Below are 15,095 nucleotides of genomic sequence, written 5' to 3'. Positions count from 1 at the left end.
GTGGGTGGGGAGGCCGAAGGGGCAGACTTAGCCTCCACCCGCACCACCGGCGACTGGTCAAAGAAGCTGAGCTGCTCCCGCAGGATGGCCACGGCTTGCTGCAAGGCGTCCATCGGGGAGATGGCCCCGTTCGTCCAGATGCGCAGGGTAAGCTTGTCCAGGTCGGTGCGTTGCCCTAAGCGGGTGTCCTCCACCTGGTAGGCCACCCGGCGTACCGGGGAGTAAAGGGCATCCACCGGGATGGAAGAGATGCGGTCCTTTATGCCGTGCTTCTCAGCGGGAACATACCCCACCCCTTCGTCCACCCGAATCTCCATTACCAGCTTGCCCTTTTCCTCCAGGGTGGCGATGTAGTGATCGGGGTTGACAATCTCGGCGTCGGGGGGGCACTCCAGGTCGCGGGCGTAGACCACCTTGGGTCCGGTGGCCCGGAGGGTTAGGGTCTTGGGGCCCGAGCCGGGGTTGGCAAAGCGCACCACCAGCTCTTTGAGGTTTAGGATGAGCTGGATGGCGTCCTCCTTGACCCCAGGAATCGCCGAAAACTCGTGGAGCACGTCCTCAATGTAAACGCTGGTAACGGCGGTACCGGGAATAGAGGAAAGCAGAATGCGGCGCAAGGGGTTGCCCAAGGTCACGCCGAAGCCCCGCTCGAGGGGTTCCAGCACGAACTCGCCGTAGTTTCCGTCAATACGGGCGTTGAAAACGGGGGCTTTGGTCTTGGTGGTTTCCAAAGTGACCTCCTCAGGAGGCAAGGTGGCCTTAGCGGGAATAGAACTCAATCACCAGCTGCTCGTTGACCGGCAGCGAGAGCATCTCCCGCTCGGGCAGGCGCAGGAACTTCCCGGTCATGGTCTCTGGGTTGAACTCGAGCCAAGGGAAGGTCTTGCGGTTTTTGAAGCGCTCCACATTTTGAATGATGAATTCCATTTTCTTGGCCCGCTCCGAAACCTTTACTTCGTCCCCCGGCCGCAGCCTATAACCTGGCAGCGTTACCCGACGGCCATTGACCAGGATGTGCCCGTGGCGCACGAACTGACGGGCCTGGCGGCGGGTAGAGGCAATGCCCATCCGGAAGACCACGTTGTCCAACCGGCTTTCCAAAAGCTGCAGGAAGACCGTACCAGTAACCCCCTTCTTGCGGCTGGCCTCCTCAAACAGGTTGCGGAACTGGGTCTCCGAAACATCGTAGATGAAACGCAGCTTCTGCTTCTCCCGCAGGCGAACCGCGTAGTCGGATGGGCGCCCCTTGCGCTTTTGCCCATGCTGGCCAGGAGCATAGGGGCGACGGTCTAGATACTTCTGCACCTTTTCGGTCTCGGCGATGTTCACCCCAAGGTGACGCGCCACTTTTACGATTGGTCCTCTATAGCGACCCATTTTCTCTCCTCGCTTCGGCAGCTTACGCTTCCGGGTTCCCAGGGTTCAGGGCGAAACAGGGAACCAAAGTTTCGCCCCAGCAGATGGTTCTCAGACCGCTTTGCGGAACTTCTTGCGCGGACGGCAGCCATTGTGGGGCACCGGGGTATCGTCCACAATGGAGCGCACCTGCAGCCCGCTGGCCTGCAAGGCGCGGATGGCCTGCTCTCGGCCCGCGCCCGTACCCCGCACCACCACCTCCACGCTGGTCATGCCATAGCCCTGAGCCTTCTTGGCTGCGTCCATAGCAGCAAGCTGGGCGGCGTAGGGGGTGCCCTTACGGCTGCCCTTGTAGCCAATCACTCCTCCCGACGACCAGGTGATGGGATTGCCGTCAGGGTCGGTGATGGTCACGATGGTGTTGTTGTAAGAAGCGTGAATAAACGCCTTCCCGGAGGGAACCTGGCGCTTGACCTTTTTCTTGCGACCGGTAGTTTTCTTCTCAGCCATACTCTCCTCGCTCTAGCCCACATAAAGGAAGGGTGGGGGGCACCTAGGAGTCTCAACTGGCACGACAAGATACGAGGGCATCTATCATCCAGCTTTGTTACTTGCGGGGGGCCTTCTTCTTGCCCGCCACAGTCTTGCGGGGGCCTTTACGGGTACGGGCGTTGGTGCGGGTGCGCTGGCCCCTCACGGGCAGCCCCCGGCGGTGGCGCAAACCCCGGTAACAGCCGATGTCCATCAGGCGCTTGATGTTGGCGGCCACCTCCGCCCGGAGCTCCCCCTCGAGCTTGTAGTTCCCTTCGACAAACTCCCGCAACCGGGCCACCTCGGCCTCAGTCAGGTCCTTGACCCGGGTGGCAGGGTTCACGTTGGTGGCGGCCAGGGCTTCCTTGGCGCGGGCCGGGCCCACCCCATAGATGTAGGTCAGGGCCACATCCACACGCTTGTTGCGGGGGATTTCTACTCCAGCAATGCGAGCCATCTACTCTCCTTTCCTAACCTTGGCGCTGCTTGTGGGTGGGGTCTTCGCAGATCACGTAGACGCGCCCATGACGCCGGATTACCTTACACTTATCGCACATCTTCTTCACTGAGGTACGAACTTTCATCTTGCGCTCCTTAGCGTCTGTAGACAATCCTTCCCCGGCTGGGATCGTAGGGCGTAATCTCTACCACAACCCGGTCGCCTGGGAGGATGCGGATGTAGTTCATTCGCATCTTGCCGGAGATGTAACAGAGTATCTCCGGGCCATTGTCAAGCTGTACCCGGAAGGTGGTGTTGGGAAGGGCCTCGCTAACCACCCCCTCCGCACGAATGGTGTCCTTCTCCTTAGGCAAGCACTCCTCCTTGCGCTATCGGCCCACCGGGACAGACCTTTGGCGCCCCGTTAGAAGACGGGGGCCATCCTCGGTTATGAGCACCGTGTTTTCGTAGTGGGCCGCCAGGTTGCCTTTACCAACCGTGGCTGTCCAACCATCCGCTAATATTACCATCTTGGCCGGGTACAAAGCAACCATGGGTTCAAAGGCCAAAGTCATCCCAGGGCGTAGCTTAGGGCCCTTGCCGGGCTCGCCGTAGTTGGGCACCTGGGGATCCTCGTGCAGCTCCCGGCCCACCCCGTGGCCCACCATCTCCCGAATGCACCAAAGGCCGTGCTGTCGCTCCACAAAATCCTGCACTGCCGCGGCCACATCCCCAATGCGCTTTCCGGGCTGCAAAAGCTCAAAACCCACCCAGAACGCCTCCTCGGTAACCCGCATGAGCCTCTCGGCCTCCGGTGAAACCTTACCAATGGCGTAGGTGCGAGCCATATCGGTGGTGTAGCCATCGTAGGTGAAGAGAAAGTCAATCTTCAAAAGCTCCCCCTCACGCAGCGGGCGCTTGGAGGGCAGCCCATGCACCACCACATCGTCCACCGACATGCAGGTCGCACTGGGATAGGGAACCGTACCCCCTGCCCGGTAGCCAATCTGCGGGGCTTTTCCCCCAACCCGCTCAATGGCCTGCAGGATCATCTGGTCAAGTTCGTAGGTGCTCACCCCGGGGCGAATATGGGGCTCCACCTCGGTGAAGATGGCGGTGTGAAGCTGGCCGGCCTTGGCCATTTTCTCTATTTCCCAGGGGGACTTGATGTGAATGGCCATACCGCCCTACGCCCTGACCCCCAAAGCCTCCTGGATGGCCCGGTAGACTTCCTCCACCGTACCCAGGCCGTTTATTTCCTTAAGACTGCCCGTCTTGGCGTAATAGTCCACTAGGGGCTGGGTCTTCTGCCGATACTCCACCATGCGGGCCCGTATGGTGGCCTCGTTATCGTCGGAGCGCCCCTCCTCCTGGGCCCGGCCCAAAAGCCGCCGAACCAGCTCCTCCTCCGGCGCGGTAACCAGCAAGACCCCCAGCAGACGAATCCCACGCTGCACCAAAAGCTTGTCTAGGGCCTCGGCCTGGGCCAAGGTACGGGGAAAGCCGTCAAAGATGACCCGAGGGTTGGGCATCGCAGCCAGTTCCTCACCAATCAAACCCAGGATAATCTCATCGGGCACCAGCTTCCCCGCGTCCATCAAGGGCTTGGCCAGCCTACCCAGCTCAGTGCCCCGGGCCACGTGGCTGCGCAGGATATCCCCGGTGGAGAGCTGGCGGAAGCCCAGCTCGGCTGCCAGCCGCTTGGCCTGGGTACCCTTGCCTGCTCCTGGGGGGCCCAGAAAAATCACCGCTTCTGCCATCTACCATGCCTCCTCAGCGGGTGCGCCCCCGCAAACGTCCGCGAGACAAGAAGCCCTCGTAGTTGCGCATCTGGAGCTGGGCCTCAATTTGGCGGAGGGTATCCAAGGCCACCCCCACCACGATCAAGAGGCTGATCCCTGAAAAGTGGAAGGCCAGGGTGGTCACCCCGGTCAGGTTTTGCATGATGGTGGGCAGCGCCGCCACCAAGCCCAAAAAAATGGCCCCCCACAGGGTAAGGCGGGAGACGATGTGTTCCAGGAACTTCACGGTGGGCTCGCCAGGGCGAATGCCGGGGATGAAGCCCCCGTATTCCCGCAGGTTCTCCGAGATACGCCGGGGATCAAACTGAACCGCGGTATAGACGTAGGTGAAGCCGATAATCAAAAGCACCTCAATGAGCAGTCCCGGAAAGCGGTTTGGCGTAAAGAAGTTGGCCACCGCCTGGGCCACTGAGGAGTCAGGAAAGACCCCCGTGAGGAAAAGGGGGAGCTGCAGAAGGGCCGCCGCGAAGATGATGGGGATGACCCCCGCGGCGTTGAGCTTGATGGGGATGTAGGTGGCCTGACCGCCGAACATCTTACGCCCCACCTGCTTGCGGGCGTACTGCACGGGAATGCGCCGCTCTGCCTGCTGCACCGCGGCCATAAAGGCAAAGGCCAACACGATGAAGGCCAAAAAGATGAGCAAAGCGATGAGGTTGACCTCCCCCGTACGCACCAGGCCAAAGGTGCGAACCAGCTGCGGACCCCAGCTCGCCACGATGCCGGCGAATATCACCATGCTGGTACCGTTGCCGATGCCGTATTCGGTGATGCGCTCGGCCATCCAAAGCAAAAGGGCGATGCCCGCCACCTGGGTCACCACCACCACGAAGTAGAAGAAGAAGCCTGGCTCCCAGCCAGGAAGCAGAAATGCGCCGTTGTTGGCCCCCAGAAAGGCGGTGGCCAGGAAAAGACCCTGCACCGCCCCCAGGGCAATACCCCCGATGCGGGTGTACTGGGTGATGATGCGGCGGCCCTCCTCACCTTCCTTTTGCAGTTTTTCCAGCGCTGGGATCACCGTGACCAGAAGCTGCATGATGATGGCCGCGGTGATGTAGGGCATGATGCCCAGGGCAAAGATGGAGAACTGCTCAAAGTTCCCCCCCGAAAAGAGGTTCACCAAGCCCAAAGCACTGCCGGCTTGGGTACCCAAGAACTCGCGGATTTTACCAATATCCACTCCGGGGGTGGGAATAAAGGTGCCCAAGCGATACAACGCCAGCACCAAGAGCGTAAACAGGATGCGCCTGCGCAGCTCGGGAATGAGGATGGCGGAGCGGAAGGCCGCAAGCATCTTAGGCCCCCTCGAGCACAACCGCCTCGCCGCCCGCAGCCTTTAGCTTCTCAACAGCGGCCTGGGAGAACTTGTGGGCAATCACCCGAACCCCGCTGGCCTCTCCTTGAGCCAGCACCTTAACCGGGTACCCCGGCCGCACAAGCCCGGCCTTGGCTAGGGCCTCTGGGGTCACCTCCCCGGAAGTGAAGCGCTTGGCGATGGCCCCCAGGTTGACCACCTGGTACTCTACCCGCTTGAGCTCGCCGGTGGAGTAGTTCTTCATCCCCCGCTTGGGAAGCCGCATAATCAGGGTGGAGCGCCCCCCCTCAAAGCGGGCCGGGTTCTTGACCCCGCCCGAGCGGGACTTCTGGCCCTTATGCCCCCGCCCGGCGGTCTTGCCGTGGCCCGAGCCGGGGCCCCGGCCCACCCGCTTGTGGCGTTTATTGGCCCCGTGATTGGGGCGAATCTCGTTCAGCTTCATTCCAACACCTCCACCAGGTGGGCCACCTTGCGAATCTGCCCGCGCACCGCCGGGGTGTCCGGCACCTCGCGCACGCGGTGCATCTTGGTAAGCCCAAGAACTTTTAACGCCGCCTTCTGGTCCTTAGGGTAGCCGATGGGGCTTTTGACCAGGCGAACCTTCAGGATGCTCATCCAGCCACCTCCTCGGGTTCCGCAGTTTTACGGAGCCGCTCAACATCCTCACGGGTCTGGAGCTGACGAAGAGCCTCCATAGTGGCGTAAGCGATGTTGATGGGGTTGCGGGAGCCCAGCTCCTTGGTCAGGATGTCGGTGATGCCGGCGAGCTCCAGGATGGCCCGGGGCACCTGGCCTGCGATGACCCCCGTCCCCGGCGCGGCTGGGCGCAGGAGGATGGTGGAAGAACCCCAGGTCACGCTAATTTCGTGAGGAATGGTGCCGTTTTGGATGGGCACCTCAATCATGTCCCGCTTGGCGTAGTTGTTGGCCTTCTGGACCGCCAGAGGCACCTCCTTGGCCTTGCCCAGGCCCAACCCCACCCGGCCCTGGCGGTCCCCTACCGCTACCAGGGCACCAAACCGGAAGCGACGCCCGCCTTGGTAGGTCTTGGAGGTCCGGCGGACGAAGATCATCTTTTCTTCAAAATCGGTCTCAGGCATGGGATGCTCCTTCGGGGCAGGCTAAAACTCCAATCCTCCCTCGCGGGCCCCTTCAGCAAGGGCCTTGACTCGTCCGTGGTACTTGTAGGCCCCCCGGTCAAAGACCACTTTGGTGATGCCCTTGGCCTTGGCTGCCTCGGCGATGGCCAGGCCCACCTTCTTGGCCACCTCGGTCTTGTTGCCAGAGAGCTTAAGGGAGAGGCTCGAGGCCGCGGCCAGGGTACGCCCCTGGCTGTCGTCAATGATTTGGGCGTAGATGTGCTGCAGGCTCCGGTAAACCGAAAGCCGCGGGCGGCCAGAGGCCTTAACGGCATTGCGCACCCGGAACCTGCGGCGTTCTTCGGTGGAAAGACGTGCCACAACTCCTCCTCATCACTTGCCGGCAGTCTTGCCGGGCTTGGTCTTGACCACCTCGTTGGCATAGCGGATGCCCTTGGCGTGGTAGGCATCGGGCGGGCGCACGGAGCGCACATTGGCCGCCACCTGGCCCACCAGCTGCTTGTCGATGCCCACCACCCGAATACGGGTGGGTTCCGGCACCTCAAAGGCAATGCCTGGGGGCGGGACCACAACATCCTTGTGGCTGTGGCCCACGGTGAGCTCGAGGTTCTTGCCCTGCATGGCCGCGCGGTAGCCCGTACCGCTGATGACCAGCTCCTTCACGTAGCCCACCGAAACCCCCTGTACGGCATTGGCGATCAGGGTCCGGGTCAGTCCGTGCAAGCTCTTGTGGGTGCGGCTGTCCGAGGGGCGGCTCACGGTCACCACCCCGTTCTCGCTCTTCACCACCAAATCGGGGTGCACCGTCACCGATAGCTCCCCTTTGGCCCCCTTAACCTTGACCACCCCTGCCCCCACCTCCACAGTCACACCCTTGGGCAGGGTGATGGGTTGTCTTCCAATTCGCGACATCTCCATCCACTCCTTACCAGACCTCGCAGATTACCTCGCCGCCCACCCCTAGCTTGCGCGCCTCACGGTCGGGCAAGAGTCCTTTGGAAGTGGAAACGATGGCCAGCCCCAGCCCGCGGCGCACCTTGGGCAGGTTCTCGGCGGTCACGTAGACCCGCCGCCCCGGCCGGCTCACCCGGCGGATGTGCTGGATGACCTTCTCCCGACGGGGGCCGTACTTGAGGTAGAGGCGCAGCACCGGCTTCCCCTCAACCTCAATGCGCTCCACCCGCCGGATAAAGCCCTCCTGCACCAGGATGCGAGCAATTTGCTCCTTGAACTTAGAGGCCGGAACGTCCACGCTCTCCTTGTAGACCTGGACCGCGTTGCGTATCCGGGTCAGCATGTCGGCAATAGGATCGCTGAGCATTTAGATTCTCCTTCTTTTCAAGGGTCTGCGCTTGGCCCAGGAGGTTTGCGGAGCCCGGTATTGGCCAAAAGGGCCAACCAGCCAGCCCAGAACTTCCCCGCGCAGCGCGAGCCCCGCGGTATCGGCAAAAGCTTGCCGACCAGCGGGGCCTTCACCAGCTCGCCTTCTTGACCCCCGGCAGAAGGCCCTTGTGGGCCATCTCCCGGAACTGCAGGCGCGAAAGCCCAAAGTAGCGGATGTAGGCTCGAGCCCGCCCGGTCACCGCACAGCGGTTTTTATGCCGGGTAGGGCTGGCGTCGCGGGGCAGCTCGGCCAGCGCCGCGTAGTCGCCCGCGGCCTTGAGGGCTGCTCGCTTCGCCGCGTATTTAGCGATGGTCTTGAGCTTGCGCTTCATCTTCTCTACCTGTGATTTCTTGGCCATAACCTCACCTCCTTTCTACTTGCGAAAGGGGAAGCCCAGAAGCTCCAGAAGGGCCCGAGCCTCCTCATCGGTCTCCGCGGTGGTTACAATGGCCACATCCATTCCCCGCACCGCATCCACCATATCGTAGGTGATCTCGGGAAATATGGACTGCTCCCGAAGGCCCAGGTTGTAGTTCCCCCGGCCATCAAAAGCGTTGGGGTTCAAGCCCCGGAAGTCGCGGATGCGCGGCAAAGCGATGTGGATGAGCTTCTCGGCGAAAATCCACATCCGGTCCCCTCGTAGGGTCACCCGCAGCCCAATCGGCATCCCCTGCCGCAGCTTGAAGTTGGAGATGGATTTCTTCGCGCGGGTAATGGCCGGCTGCTGACCGGTGATGAAGGCCAGCTCCTTGCCAGCCCGCTCGAGAATCCGACTGTCGTCCTTAGCCTCCCCCAGCGCCTGGTTGACCACGATTTTGACCAGGCGGGGAACCGCCATGATGTTCTCGTAGCCAAAGCGCTTGACAAGTTCGGGGCGAACCACCTCGTAGTAGCGTCTTTTCAGGGCAACATCCAGCGGCATCGCAACCCCCTACTTGGTATCCAGCACGCCATCGCACTTGGCGCAGGCCCGCACCTTGGTGCCGTCGGGCAGGAACTTCTTGCGCACCCGGGTGGGCTTCTCACAGCTCGGGCAGATGGGCATCACCTTAGAGGCGTGAATGGGCGCCTCGGTCTCAATGAAGCCCCCCTGGGGGTTGCGGGGGTTGGGGCGGACGGCCTTTTTAACCAGGTTCAGCCCCTCCACCACCACCAGCCCCTCCTTGGGCATGACGGCCTTTACTTTCCCGGTCTTACCGCGCAGGCCTTCCTTCCCAGAAAGAACCAGCACGGTGTCCCCTTTTTTGACGTGCACCTTCATCATTCCTCCGATTCTGCTCCTTGGGGCTCCACGGCGCCAAAAGAAAATCCTAGCAGAAACCGCCCCAAAAAGCATCCCCAAAAACTCCCCTGGCCCTCCCAGGGTAGGCTGCGGGACGGCAGACCCGGGGCCTACCGTGCATCGGAGCGCACTCGCCTACGGCAAGCACCCGCAACCTCAGACCTACAGCACCTCTGGAGCCAACGAAACAATCTTCATGAAGCCTCGCTCGCGCAGCTCACGGGCCACCGGGCCGAACACCCGGGTTCCACGCGGCTCGTTTTGGGCATTGATGATGACCGCAGCGTTGGTGTCAAAGCGGATGGAGGAGCCATCCGGACGGCGCACCTCCTTGGCGGTGCGCACCACCACTGCTTTGACCACGTCCCCTTCCTTAACCATGCCCCGGGGTATGGCCTCCTTGACCGAGGCCACGATCACATCCCCTACGCTAGCGTACTTGCGGTAGTGGCCGCCCAACACCCGGATGCAGGCGATTTTACGGGCCCCGGTGTTGTCGGCTACCTCCAGCACGGTCTCCTGCTGAATCATGCGTTACCACGCTCCTTGCGCAAAAGGTAGCGCTCCACCAGGTCAATCCGCCCCTCCTCGAGCCGCCCTACCACCACGAACTTCTTCCTTCTGGAGATGGGGCGGGCCTCGCGAATCTGGACCACATCCCCGAGCTTGTACTGCTCGTTTTCATCGTGGGCCAGGTACTTCTTGGAACGCCGGATGACCTTACCGTAAAGCGGGTGGCGCATCTGGCGCTCTACCAAGACCGTTACGGTCTTCTGAGCCTTGTCGCTCACCACCACGCCGGTCAACATCTTCTTAGGCATGGTCGGCCCCCTTCTGCCGTGCCTTCTCCCCCAGAATGGTCAGCATGCGGGCAATCTCCCGGCGAACCTCCTTGACCCGGTGGTTCTTCTCGAGCTGCCCGATGCTGGCTTGGAAACGCAGCTCCATGAGTTCCTTCTTCCGTTCTTGAATGCGCTTTTGCAGCTCGGACTCCGCGAGCTTGCGCAGTTCACTGGGCTTCGTCGTAGGCATCGCGCTTCACCACCTTGGTTTTGATGGGCAGCTTATGGCCGGCCAGGCGCAGGGCCTCCCGGGCCTGCTCCTCGGTCACCCCGGCGACCTCAAACATCACCCGGCCCGGCTTGACCACCGCCACATAGCCTTCCACATTCCCCTTACCCTTACCCATCCGCACCTCCAAGGGCTTCTTGGTGTAGGGCTTGTCGGGAAAGATGCGGATGAAAATCTTACCGCCACGGCGGAAATGCCGCACCATGGCCACACGCGCCGCCTCAATCTGCTGGCTGGTGATCCAGGAGGGCTCCATGGCCACCAGGCCCCACTCCCCGAAGGCCACGTAGTCCCCCCCTTTGGTGGTGCCCTTTAGGCGGCCGCGGTGGGCCTTGCGGTACTTCATGCGCTTGGGCATCAACATGGTTCACTCACCCCCTTCCTTGGCAGCGGGGCCCGCCTTGCGCACCGCCGAGCGGCGGCGGGGCCTGCCCTCCTCGCGCTTGGGGGCCGCCGGGCGAGGGGCAGGGGCACCTGAGGAGGCCACCTTTTTCCCGCCGATAACCTCCCCTAGGAAGATGTAGGCCTTCACCCCCAAGGAGCCGTAGGTCGTCTCGGCTCGAGCGGTCCCGTAATCAATGTTGGCCCTCAAGGTGTGCAACGGCACGCGGCCCTCCGCCGCCCATTCCACCCGGGCTTGCTCAGCGCCACCGATACGGCCCGAGACCACGATCTTAGCCCCCTGGGCCCCCGCCTCCCGCACCCGCTGCACAGCCTGCTTGATGCTGCGGCGCACGGCGAAACGGCGCTCAATCTGCTCCGCTACCCGCTGGGCCACCAAGGCCGCCGAGAGGTTGGGGTTGCCCACCTCCTGGACATTTAGGGCGATGGTGCGTCCTGGGAACTTGCTCTGCAGGGTCTCCCGCAGGCGCTTGATGGTCTCGCCGCCTTTGCCGATGACCACCCCGGGCTTGGCCGCATAAACCGTCACCGCCACATTGTCGGCGGCCCGCTCTATATCAATGCGGGCCAGGCCTGCGGGCTGCAGCTCCTTCTGGATAAACTCGCGGATTAGGCGGTCCTCCGCCAAGGTCTTGGCATAGGTCTTCTTGCCCGCGTACCAGCGCGACTCAAACTCGCGGGTGATACCCAGGCGCAGACCCACTGGATGAATCTTGTTACCCATTCCTCTCCCCCACGATGATGGTGATGTGGCTGGTACGCTTCTTTATCATGTGGGCGCTGCCGCGGGCCCGGGGCAGCACCCGCTTCAGGGCCGGCCCCTCATCCACGAAGGCGGCTTTGACGTACATCCGGTCCTCCAGCATGTTCTTCCGGTCGTCGTTGATGCCGTTGGCCGCCGCCGACTCGAGCACCTTGGCCACCACCTCCGCAGCCCGATGCGGGCTGTACTTGAGAATCGCGCGGGCCTCCTCCAAGCTCTTCCCGCGGATGAGGTCAATCACCCGCCGCACCTTGCGAGGGGACATGCGCACGTACCGGGCTCGGGCCAGGGCGTAGGTGTGGGGGGTCTCCTCCTTGAGGGCCTGGCTCCGCTGCTCGAGGGACATCTTGGCGTAGCGAATGAGCCCCGCCGAGCCGGGGTAGTGCACATCCCGCAGGTCCTTGCGGATGTCGCTGCGCTCGCCTTTTTTTAGACGCTTCCTTTCCACCTTGAACCTCACTTCTTGGCGGTCTTGGCCTCTTTGCTGTGGCCCCGGTAGGTTCGGGTGGGCGAGAACTCACCCAGCTTATGGCCCACCATCTGCTCGGTGATGTAGACCGGCACGTGCTGCTTGCCGTTGTAAACCGCCAGGGTGTGGCCCACCATCTCCGGGACAATGGTGCTGCGGCGGCTCCAGGTCTTAATCACCCGCTTCTCGCCCCGCGCGTTGAGCGCCTCAACCTTCTCCAGCAGGTGGTTGTCCACGAAGACACCTTTTTTCAAGCTACGCGGCATGGTTCACCTCCTCACTTGCGGCGTGCAACGATGAAGGCGCTCGAGGGCTTCTTGCGCTTGCGGGTCTTGAGGCCCTTGGCCTGCTGGCCCCAGGGCGAAACCGGCGGACGGCCACGAGGCGCACGGCCCTCCCCGCCCCCGTGGGGGTGATCCACCGGGTTCATCACCGTACCACGCACATGGCCCTTCCGGCCCAGGTGACGAGTACGGCCGGCCTTGCCCAGCACGATGTTATTGTGGTCGGCGTTGGAAACCACCCCCACCGTGGCATAGCACTCTCCGTGCACCTTGCGCAGCTCGCCCGAGGGTAAGCGCAAAATCACATAATCGCCCTCCCGGCCCTGCACCTGAACGCTGGTTCCAGCGCTGCGGGCCATCTTGGCTCCCTTCCCTGGTTCCAGTTCCACCGCATGAATCACCGTGCCCACTGGGATAAACCGCAAGGGCAGGGCGTTGCCCACCGCTATGGGGGCCTCCGGCCCGCTTACTACCGTATCCCCCACCGCCAAGGACTCCGGGGCCAGAATGTAGCGCTTTTCCCCATCGCGGTAGTGCAAAAGGGCAATCCGGGCAGTGCGGTTGGGATCGTACTCGAGGGCCGCCACCTTGGCTGGAATCCCCACCTTGTCGCGCCGACGGAAGTCAATAATGCGGTACAGCCGCTTGTGGCCACCCCCACGAAAACGCGCGGTGGTGCGGCCCTGATTGTTGCGCCCCCCGGTCTTCTTGAGAGGGGCGGTCAGGCTCTTCTCCGGCCGCTTATCGGTCAGCCCCGAGAAGTCCGCCACCGTCATAAAGCGGCGGGAAGGGGTGTAGGGTCTAAACTTCTTTACTGCCATCTCCGAATTCCTTTCACCTGATACGCGCAGACCAAGCCGCGCTGCTGCCAAGTGAACTTCATCATCGGGCCTCTACCCCGGGCTTAGATTAGGCCTTCTAAGGCCTCAATCTTCTGGCCTTCGGCCACCTTCACAACCGCCTTTTTGCGGTCGGGCCGTTTACCCACAAACCGCCCCAGGCGCTTGTCCTTGCCGCGCACGGTCTGGGTGTTGACCCGAACCACCTTAACCTTAAAGGCCGCCTCCACCGCCCCGGCAATCTCGGTCTTGGTTGCGTCTGGGTGTACCCAAAAAGTGTACTCCCCGTTTGCAAAGCGGGCATAGGCCTTTTCCGACAAGACCGGCTTCAGAATGATGTCGTAGGGGGTCTTCACTCGCCTTCACCTCCTAGCCGAGCCTTTACAACATCCCAGGCCGAAGCCTCCATCACCAGAACCTCTTGGTGCAGGATGTCGTAAACGTTGAGCCCCTCCGGGGCCAAAACCCGTACCTGAGGAAGGTTGCGGGCCGAGCGAGCCACGAGCGGGTCGCTGGTGACCAGCAAGAGGGAAGGCCCCTCCAGGTTGTGGGCCCTGAGCCAGGCCACAAACTCCTTGGTCTTTCCAGCAACGCCCTCAAAGCGCTCCACCAAAAAGAGCTTCCCCTGCTGCGCCCGATCAGCCAAGGCCATTTCCAGGCCAAGCCTGCGCACCTTTTTGGGCAACGTGTAGCTGTAATCCCGCGGCTGAGGCCCAAAAACCGTACCCCCGCCCACAAAGATGGGGGCGCCATAATCGCCGTGGCGGGCCCGCCCGGTGTGCTTTTGGGGGTACATCTTCTTGCTGGTATAGCTGACCATGCCGCGGGTCTTGGTGGACGCGGTACCCCGGCGGCGGGAGGCTAGCTGCCACCGCACCACTTCGTACAAGACATGCGGATTGACCCGCTCCGGCAGTTGGGCCTCAACGGTTTTCCCGCTCCCAAGCACTGGAAGGCTGTACATTACCTACCTCCCCCGCCGGCCTTTTCCGGCACCTTGCTGGTCTCCCGGACGATTACCAGGCTGCCGTTGGCCCCCGGCACCGAGCCCTTGACCAGAATCAGGTTCTCACTTTCCAGGACATCCACCACCTCGAGGCCCTGGATGGTCACCCGCTCGTTGCCCCAGCGGCCGGCCATCTTCTTGCCTTTGAAAACCCGGCCCGGGGTCTTACGGTTCCCGATAGAGCCAGGATGGCGGTGCACCTTGTGGGCCCCGTGGGAGTCGTAACCGCCGGCGAAGTTCCACTTTTTCATCACCCCCGTAAAGCCGTGGCCCTTTGAGGTGCCGGTCACATCCACAATCTCCCCAGGGCTGAAAATGCCCACCGTCACGGTATCGCTCTCCGGACTAAAGCCCCTTATTTCCCGCAAATACCGCACCGGCTCTACGCCCGCACGGGCAAAGTGGCCCTTCAAGGGCTTATTGACCCGCTGGGGCTTTTGGGGGATGAAGCCGAGCTGGACAGCCTCATAGCCGTCCTTCTCCACCGTTTTGCGCTGGACCACCGGGCAAGGGCCAGCCAGGATTACCGTGACGGGAACCACCCGGTCGCCCTTCCAGACCTGGGTCATGCCCACCTTGGTTCCAAGGATGCCCTTCATCAACGGCCTCCTATCATCTTCAGCTCAATCTCCACCCCGGTGGGCAGGTCAAGGTTGCGCAGCCCTTCAATGGTCTTCGGGGTGGGATCCGTGATATCCACCAACCGGTTGTGGGTGCGCAACTCAAAGTGCTCACGGCTGTCCTTGTGCTTAAAAGGGCTCCGCAGCACAGTAAAGCGACGCACCCGGGTAGGTAGCGGCACCGGGCCAGCCACCTTGGCGCCGCTTCGGCGGGCCGTTTCCACAATCTTGGCCGCAGAGGCGTCCAAGCTCTTGTGGTCGAAGCCCCGGAGTTTTATGCGAATCTTTGGCACGCTGGGCCTCCCTTACTCAATGATCTTGGACACCACCCCCGCACCCACGGTGCGACCGCCCTCCCGGATGGCAAACCGCAATCCCTCCTCCAATGCAATCGGCTTGATTAGCTCCACCGTAAACGTCACGTTGTCCCCA

Annotated in this window: 31 protein-coding genes; all 31 read right to left on the bottom strand. The window is 62.4% G+C overall.

Going from position 1 to position 15,095, the window contains the following annotated elements:
• On the bottom strand, positions 1 to 731 hold a 731-nt coding region (locus tag Mlute_RS10230), incomplete at its 3' end, for a DNA-directed RNA polymerase subunit alpha (protein WP_119360557.1).
• Between the two features lie 28 nt (positions 732 to 759).
• Positions 760 to 1,377, bottom strand: coding sequence for a 30S ribosomal protein S4 (rpsD, locus tag Mlute_RS10225; protein WP_119360556.1), 618 nt, complete (start codon positions 1,375 to 1,377; stop codon positions 760 to 762).
• A gap of 90 nt (positions 1,378 to 1,467) precedes the next feature.
• Positions 1,468 to 1,866: a 30S ribosomal protein S11 gene (gene rpsK / locus Mlute_RS10220; protein WP_119360555.1), complete on the bottom strand. Its 399-nt coding sequence runs from the start codon at positions 1,864 to 1,866 to the stop codon at positions 1,468 to 1,470.
• Between the two features lie 97 nt (positions 1,867 to 1,963).
• Positions 1,964 to 2,344, bottom strand: a complete 381-nt coding sequence (rpsM, locus tag Mlute_RS10215; RefSeq protein WP_119360554.1) for a 30S ribosomal protein S13 — start codon at positions 2,342 to 2,344, stop codon at positions 1,964 to 1,966.
• 13 nt (positions 2,345 to 2,357) lie between these two features.
• Positions 2,358 to 2,471 carry a 50S ribosomal protein L36 gene (gene rpmJ / locus Mlute_RS10210; RefSeq protein ID WP_082827245.1) on the bottom strand — a complete coding sequence of 38 codons (114 nt, stop codon included), beginning with the start codon at positions 2,469 to 2,471 and terminating at the stop codon, positions 2,358 to 2,360.
• Between the two features lie 10 nt (positions 2,472 to 2,481).
• Entirely contained in the window at positions 2,482 to 2,700 is a 219-nt protein-coding gene (gene infA / locus Mlute_RS10205) for a translation initiation factor IF-1 (protein WP_119360553.1), read from the bottom strand.
• 15 nt (positions 2,701 to 2,715) lie between these two features.
• On the bottom strand, positions 2,716 to 3,507 hold the full coding sequence (gene map, locus Mlute_RS10200; protein ID WP_119360552.1) for a type I methionyl aminopeptidase: 792 nt from the start codon (positions 3,505 to 3,507) through the stop codon (positions 2,716 to 2,718).
• A gap of 6 nt (positions 3,508 to 3,513) precedes the next feature.
• The gene (locus tag Mlute_RS10195) at positions 3,514 to 4,086 is read right to left on the bottom strand and encodes an adenylate kinase (protein ID WP_119360551.1); all 573 of its coding nucleotides are present in this window, start codon (positions 4,084 to 4,086) and stop codon (positions 3,514 to 3,516) included.
• A 13-nt stretch (positions 4,087 to 4,099) separates the two neighbouring features.
• Positions 4,100 to 5,422, bottom strand: a complete 1,323-nt coding sequence (gene secY, locus Mlute_RS10190; RefSeq protein WP_119360550.1) for a preprotein translocase subunit SecY — start codon at positions 5,420 to 5,422, stop codon at positions 4,100 to 4,102.
• 1 nt (position 5,423) lies between these two features.
• A complete protein-coding gene (gene rplO / locus Mlute_RS10185) occupies positions 5,424 to 5,885 on the bottom strand; it encodes a 50S ribosomal protein L15 (protein WP_119360549.1) in 462 nt (153 codons plus the stop codon).
• A complete protein-coding gene (rpmD, locus tag Mlute_RS10180; protein ID WP_119360548.1) occupies positions 5,882 to 6,058 on the bottom strand; it encodes a 50S ribosomal protein L30 in 177 nt (58 codons plus the stop codon). The genes rplO and rpmD overlap by 4 nt, the downstream gene beginning before the upstream one ends.
• Complete coding sequence (gene rpsE, locus Mlute_RS10175) at positions 6,055 to 6,543, bottom strand: 30S ribosomal protein S5 (RefSeq protein ID WP_119360547.1); 489 nt, start codon at positions 6,541 to 6,543, stop codon at positions 6,055 to 6,057. Before rpsE ends, rpmD begins: the two co-directional genes overlap by 4 nt.
• A gap of 21 nt (positions 6,544 to 6,564) precedes the next feature.
• Positions 6,565 to 6,903 (bottom strand): 50S ribosomal protein L18, encoded by a 339-nt coding sequence (rplR, locus tag Mlute_RS10170; RefSeq protein WP_119360546.1) that lies wholly within the window; start codon positions 6,901 to 6,903, stop codon positions 6,565 to 6,567.
• Positions 6,904 to 6,915: 12 nt separating this feature from the next.
• Positions 6,916 to 7,455, bottom strand: a complete 540-nt coding sequence (gene rplF / locus Mlute_RS10165; RefSeq protein ID WP_119360545.1) for a 50S ribosomal protein L6 — start codon at positions 7,453 to 7,455, stop codon at positions 6,916 to 6,918.
• A 13-nt stretch (positions 7,456 to 7,468) separates the two neighbouring features.
• Entirely contained in the window at positions 7,469 to 7,864 is a 396-nt protein-coding gene (gene rpsH / locus Mlute_RS10160) for a 30S ribosomal protein S8 (protein ID WP_119360544.1), read from the bottom strand.
• 151 nt (positions 7,865 to 8,015) lie between these two features.
• On the bottom strand, positions 8,016 to 8,285 hold the full coding sequence (gene rpsN / locus Mlute_RS10155) for a 30S ribosomal protein S14 (RefSeq protein ID WP_119360543.1): 270 nt from the start codon (positions 8,283 to 8,285) through the stop codon (positions 8,016 to 8,018).
• A 15-nt stretch (positions 8,286 to 8,300) separates the two neighbouring features.
• Entirely contained in the window at positions 8,301 to 8,849 is a 549-nt protein-coding gene (rplE, locus tag Mlute_RS10150) for a 50S ribosomal protein L5 (protein ID WP_119360542.1), read from the bottom strand.
• Positions 8,850 to 8,858: 9 nt separating this feature from the next.
• Complete coding sequence (rplX, locus tag Mlute_RS10145) at positions 8,859 to 9,188, bottom strand: 50S ribosomal protein L24 (protein ID WP_119360559.1); 330 nt, start codon at positions 9,186 to 9,188, stop codon at positions 8,859 to 8,861.
• Between the two features lie 183 nt (positions 9,189 to 9,371).
• Positions 9,372 to 9,740: a 50S ribosomal protein L14 gene (rplN, locus tag Mlute_RS10140; protein ID WP_119360541.1), complete on the bottom strand. Its 369-nt coding sequence runs from the start codon at positions 9,738 to 9,740 to the stop codon at positions 9,372 to 9,374.
• Entirely contained in the window at positions 9,737 to 10,030 is a 294-nt protein-coding gene (gene rpsQ, locus Mlute_RS10135; RefSeq protein WP_119360540.1) for a 30S ribosomal protein S17, read from the bottom strand. The genes rplN and rpsQ overlap by 4 nt, the downstream gene beginning before the upstream one ends.
• The gene (gene rpmC / locus Mlute_RS10130) at positions 10,023 to 10,241 is read right to left on the bottom strand and encodes a 50S ribosomal protein L29 (RefSeq protein WP_119360539.1); all 219 of its coding nucleotides are present in this window, start codon (positions 10,239 to 10,241) and stop codon (positions 10,023 to 10,025) included. The genes rpsQ and rpmC overlap by 8 nt, the downstream gene beginning before the upstream one ends.
• Positions 10,219 to 10,644: a 50S ribosomal protein L16 gene (gene rplP / locus Mlute_RS10125; protein ID WP_119360538.1), complete on the bottom strand. Its 426-nt coding sequence runs from the start codon at positions 10,642 to 10,644 to the stop codon at positions 10,219 to 10,221. Before rplP ends, rpmC begins: the two co-directional genes overlap by 23 nt.
• A gap of 3 nt (positions 10,645 to 10,647) precedes the next feature.
• Positions 10,648 to 11,406, bottom strand: a complete 759-nt coding sequence (gene rpsC, locus Mlute_RS10120; protein WP_119360537.1) for a 30S ribosomal protein S3 — start codon at positions 11,404 to 11,406, stop codon at positions 10,648 to 10,650.
• On the bottom strand, positions 11,399 to 11,791 hold the full coding sequence (rplV, locus tag Mlute_RS10115; protein ID WP_119360558.1) for a 50S ribosomal protein L22: 393 nt from the start codon (positions 11,789 to 11,791) through the stop codon (positions 11,399 to 11,401). Before rplV ends, rpsC begins: the two co-directional genes overlap by 8 nt.
• A 110-nt stretch (positions 11,792 to 11,901) precedes the next feature.
• Positions 11,902 to 12,180: a 30S ribosomal protein S19 gene (gene rpsS / locus Mlute_RS10110; protein WP_119360536.1), complete on the bottom strand. Its 279-nt coding sequence runs from the start codon at positions 12,178 to 12,180 to the stop codon at positions 11,902 to 11,904.
• 11 nt (positions 12,181 to 12,191) lie between these two features.
• Positions 12,192 to 13,019, bottom strand: coding sequence for a 50S ribosomal protein L2 (gene rplB, locus Mlute_RS10105; RefSeq protein WP_119360535.1), 828 nt, complete (start codon positions 13,017 to 13,019; stop codon positions 12,192 to 12,194).
• An 83-nt stretch (positions 13,020 to 13,102) separates the two neighbouring features.
• Positions 13,103 to 13,393 (bottom strand): 50S ribosomal protein L23, encoded by a 291-nt coding sequence (locus Mlute_RS10100; RefSeq protein WP_119360534.1) that lies wholly within the window; start codon positions 13,391 to 13,393, stop codon positions 13,103 to 13,105.
• Positions 13,390 to 14,001 (bottom strand): 50S ribosomal protein L4, encoded by a 612-nt coding sequence (gene rplD, locus Mlute_RS10095; RefSeq protein ID WP_119360533.1) that lies wholly within the window; start codon positions 13,999 to 14,001, stop codon positions 13,390 to 13,392. The genes Mlute_RS10100 and rplD overlap by 4 nt, the downstream gene beginning before the upstream one ends.
• Positions 14,001 to 14,642 carry a 50S ribosomal protein L3 gene (gene rplC / locus Mlute_RS10090; RefSeq protein ID WP_119360532.1) on the bottom strand — a complete coding sequence of 214 codons (642 nt, stop codon included), beginning with the start codon at positions 14,640 to 14,642 and terminating at the stop codon, positions 14,001 to 14,003. Before rplC ends, rplD begins: the two co-directional genes overlap by 1 nt.
• Entirely contained in the window at positions 14,642 to 14,956 is a 315-nt protein-coding gene (gene rpsJ / locus Mlute_RS10085) for a 30S ribosomal protein S10 (RefSeq protein WP_119360531.1), read from the bottom strand. The genes rplC and rpsJ overlap by 1 nt, the downstream gene beginning before the upstream one ends.
• A 12-nt stretch (positions 14,957 to 14,968) precedes the next feature.
• Positions 14,969 to 15,095: EF-Tu C-terminal domain-related protein (locus tag Mlute_RS10080; protein ID WP_456237810.1), on the bottom strand; the 127-nt coding region annotated here is incomplete at its 5' end.

Origin of the sequence: Meiothermus luteus (assembly GCF_003574085.1) — a bacterium.
Taxonomy (GTDB): Bacteria; Deinococcota; Deinococci; order Deinococcales; family Thermaceae; genus Meiothermus; species Meiothermus luteus.
This window is presented reverse-complemented; position numbering and strand designations above follow the sequence as displayed.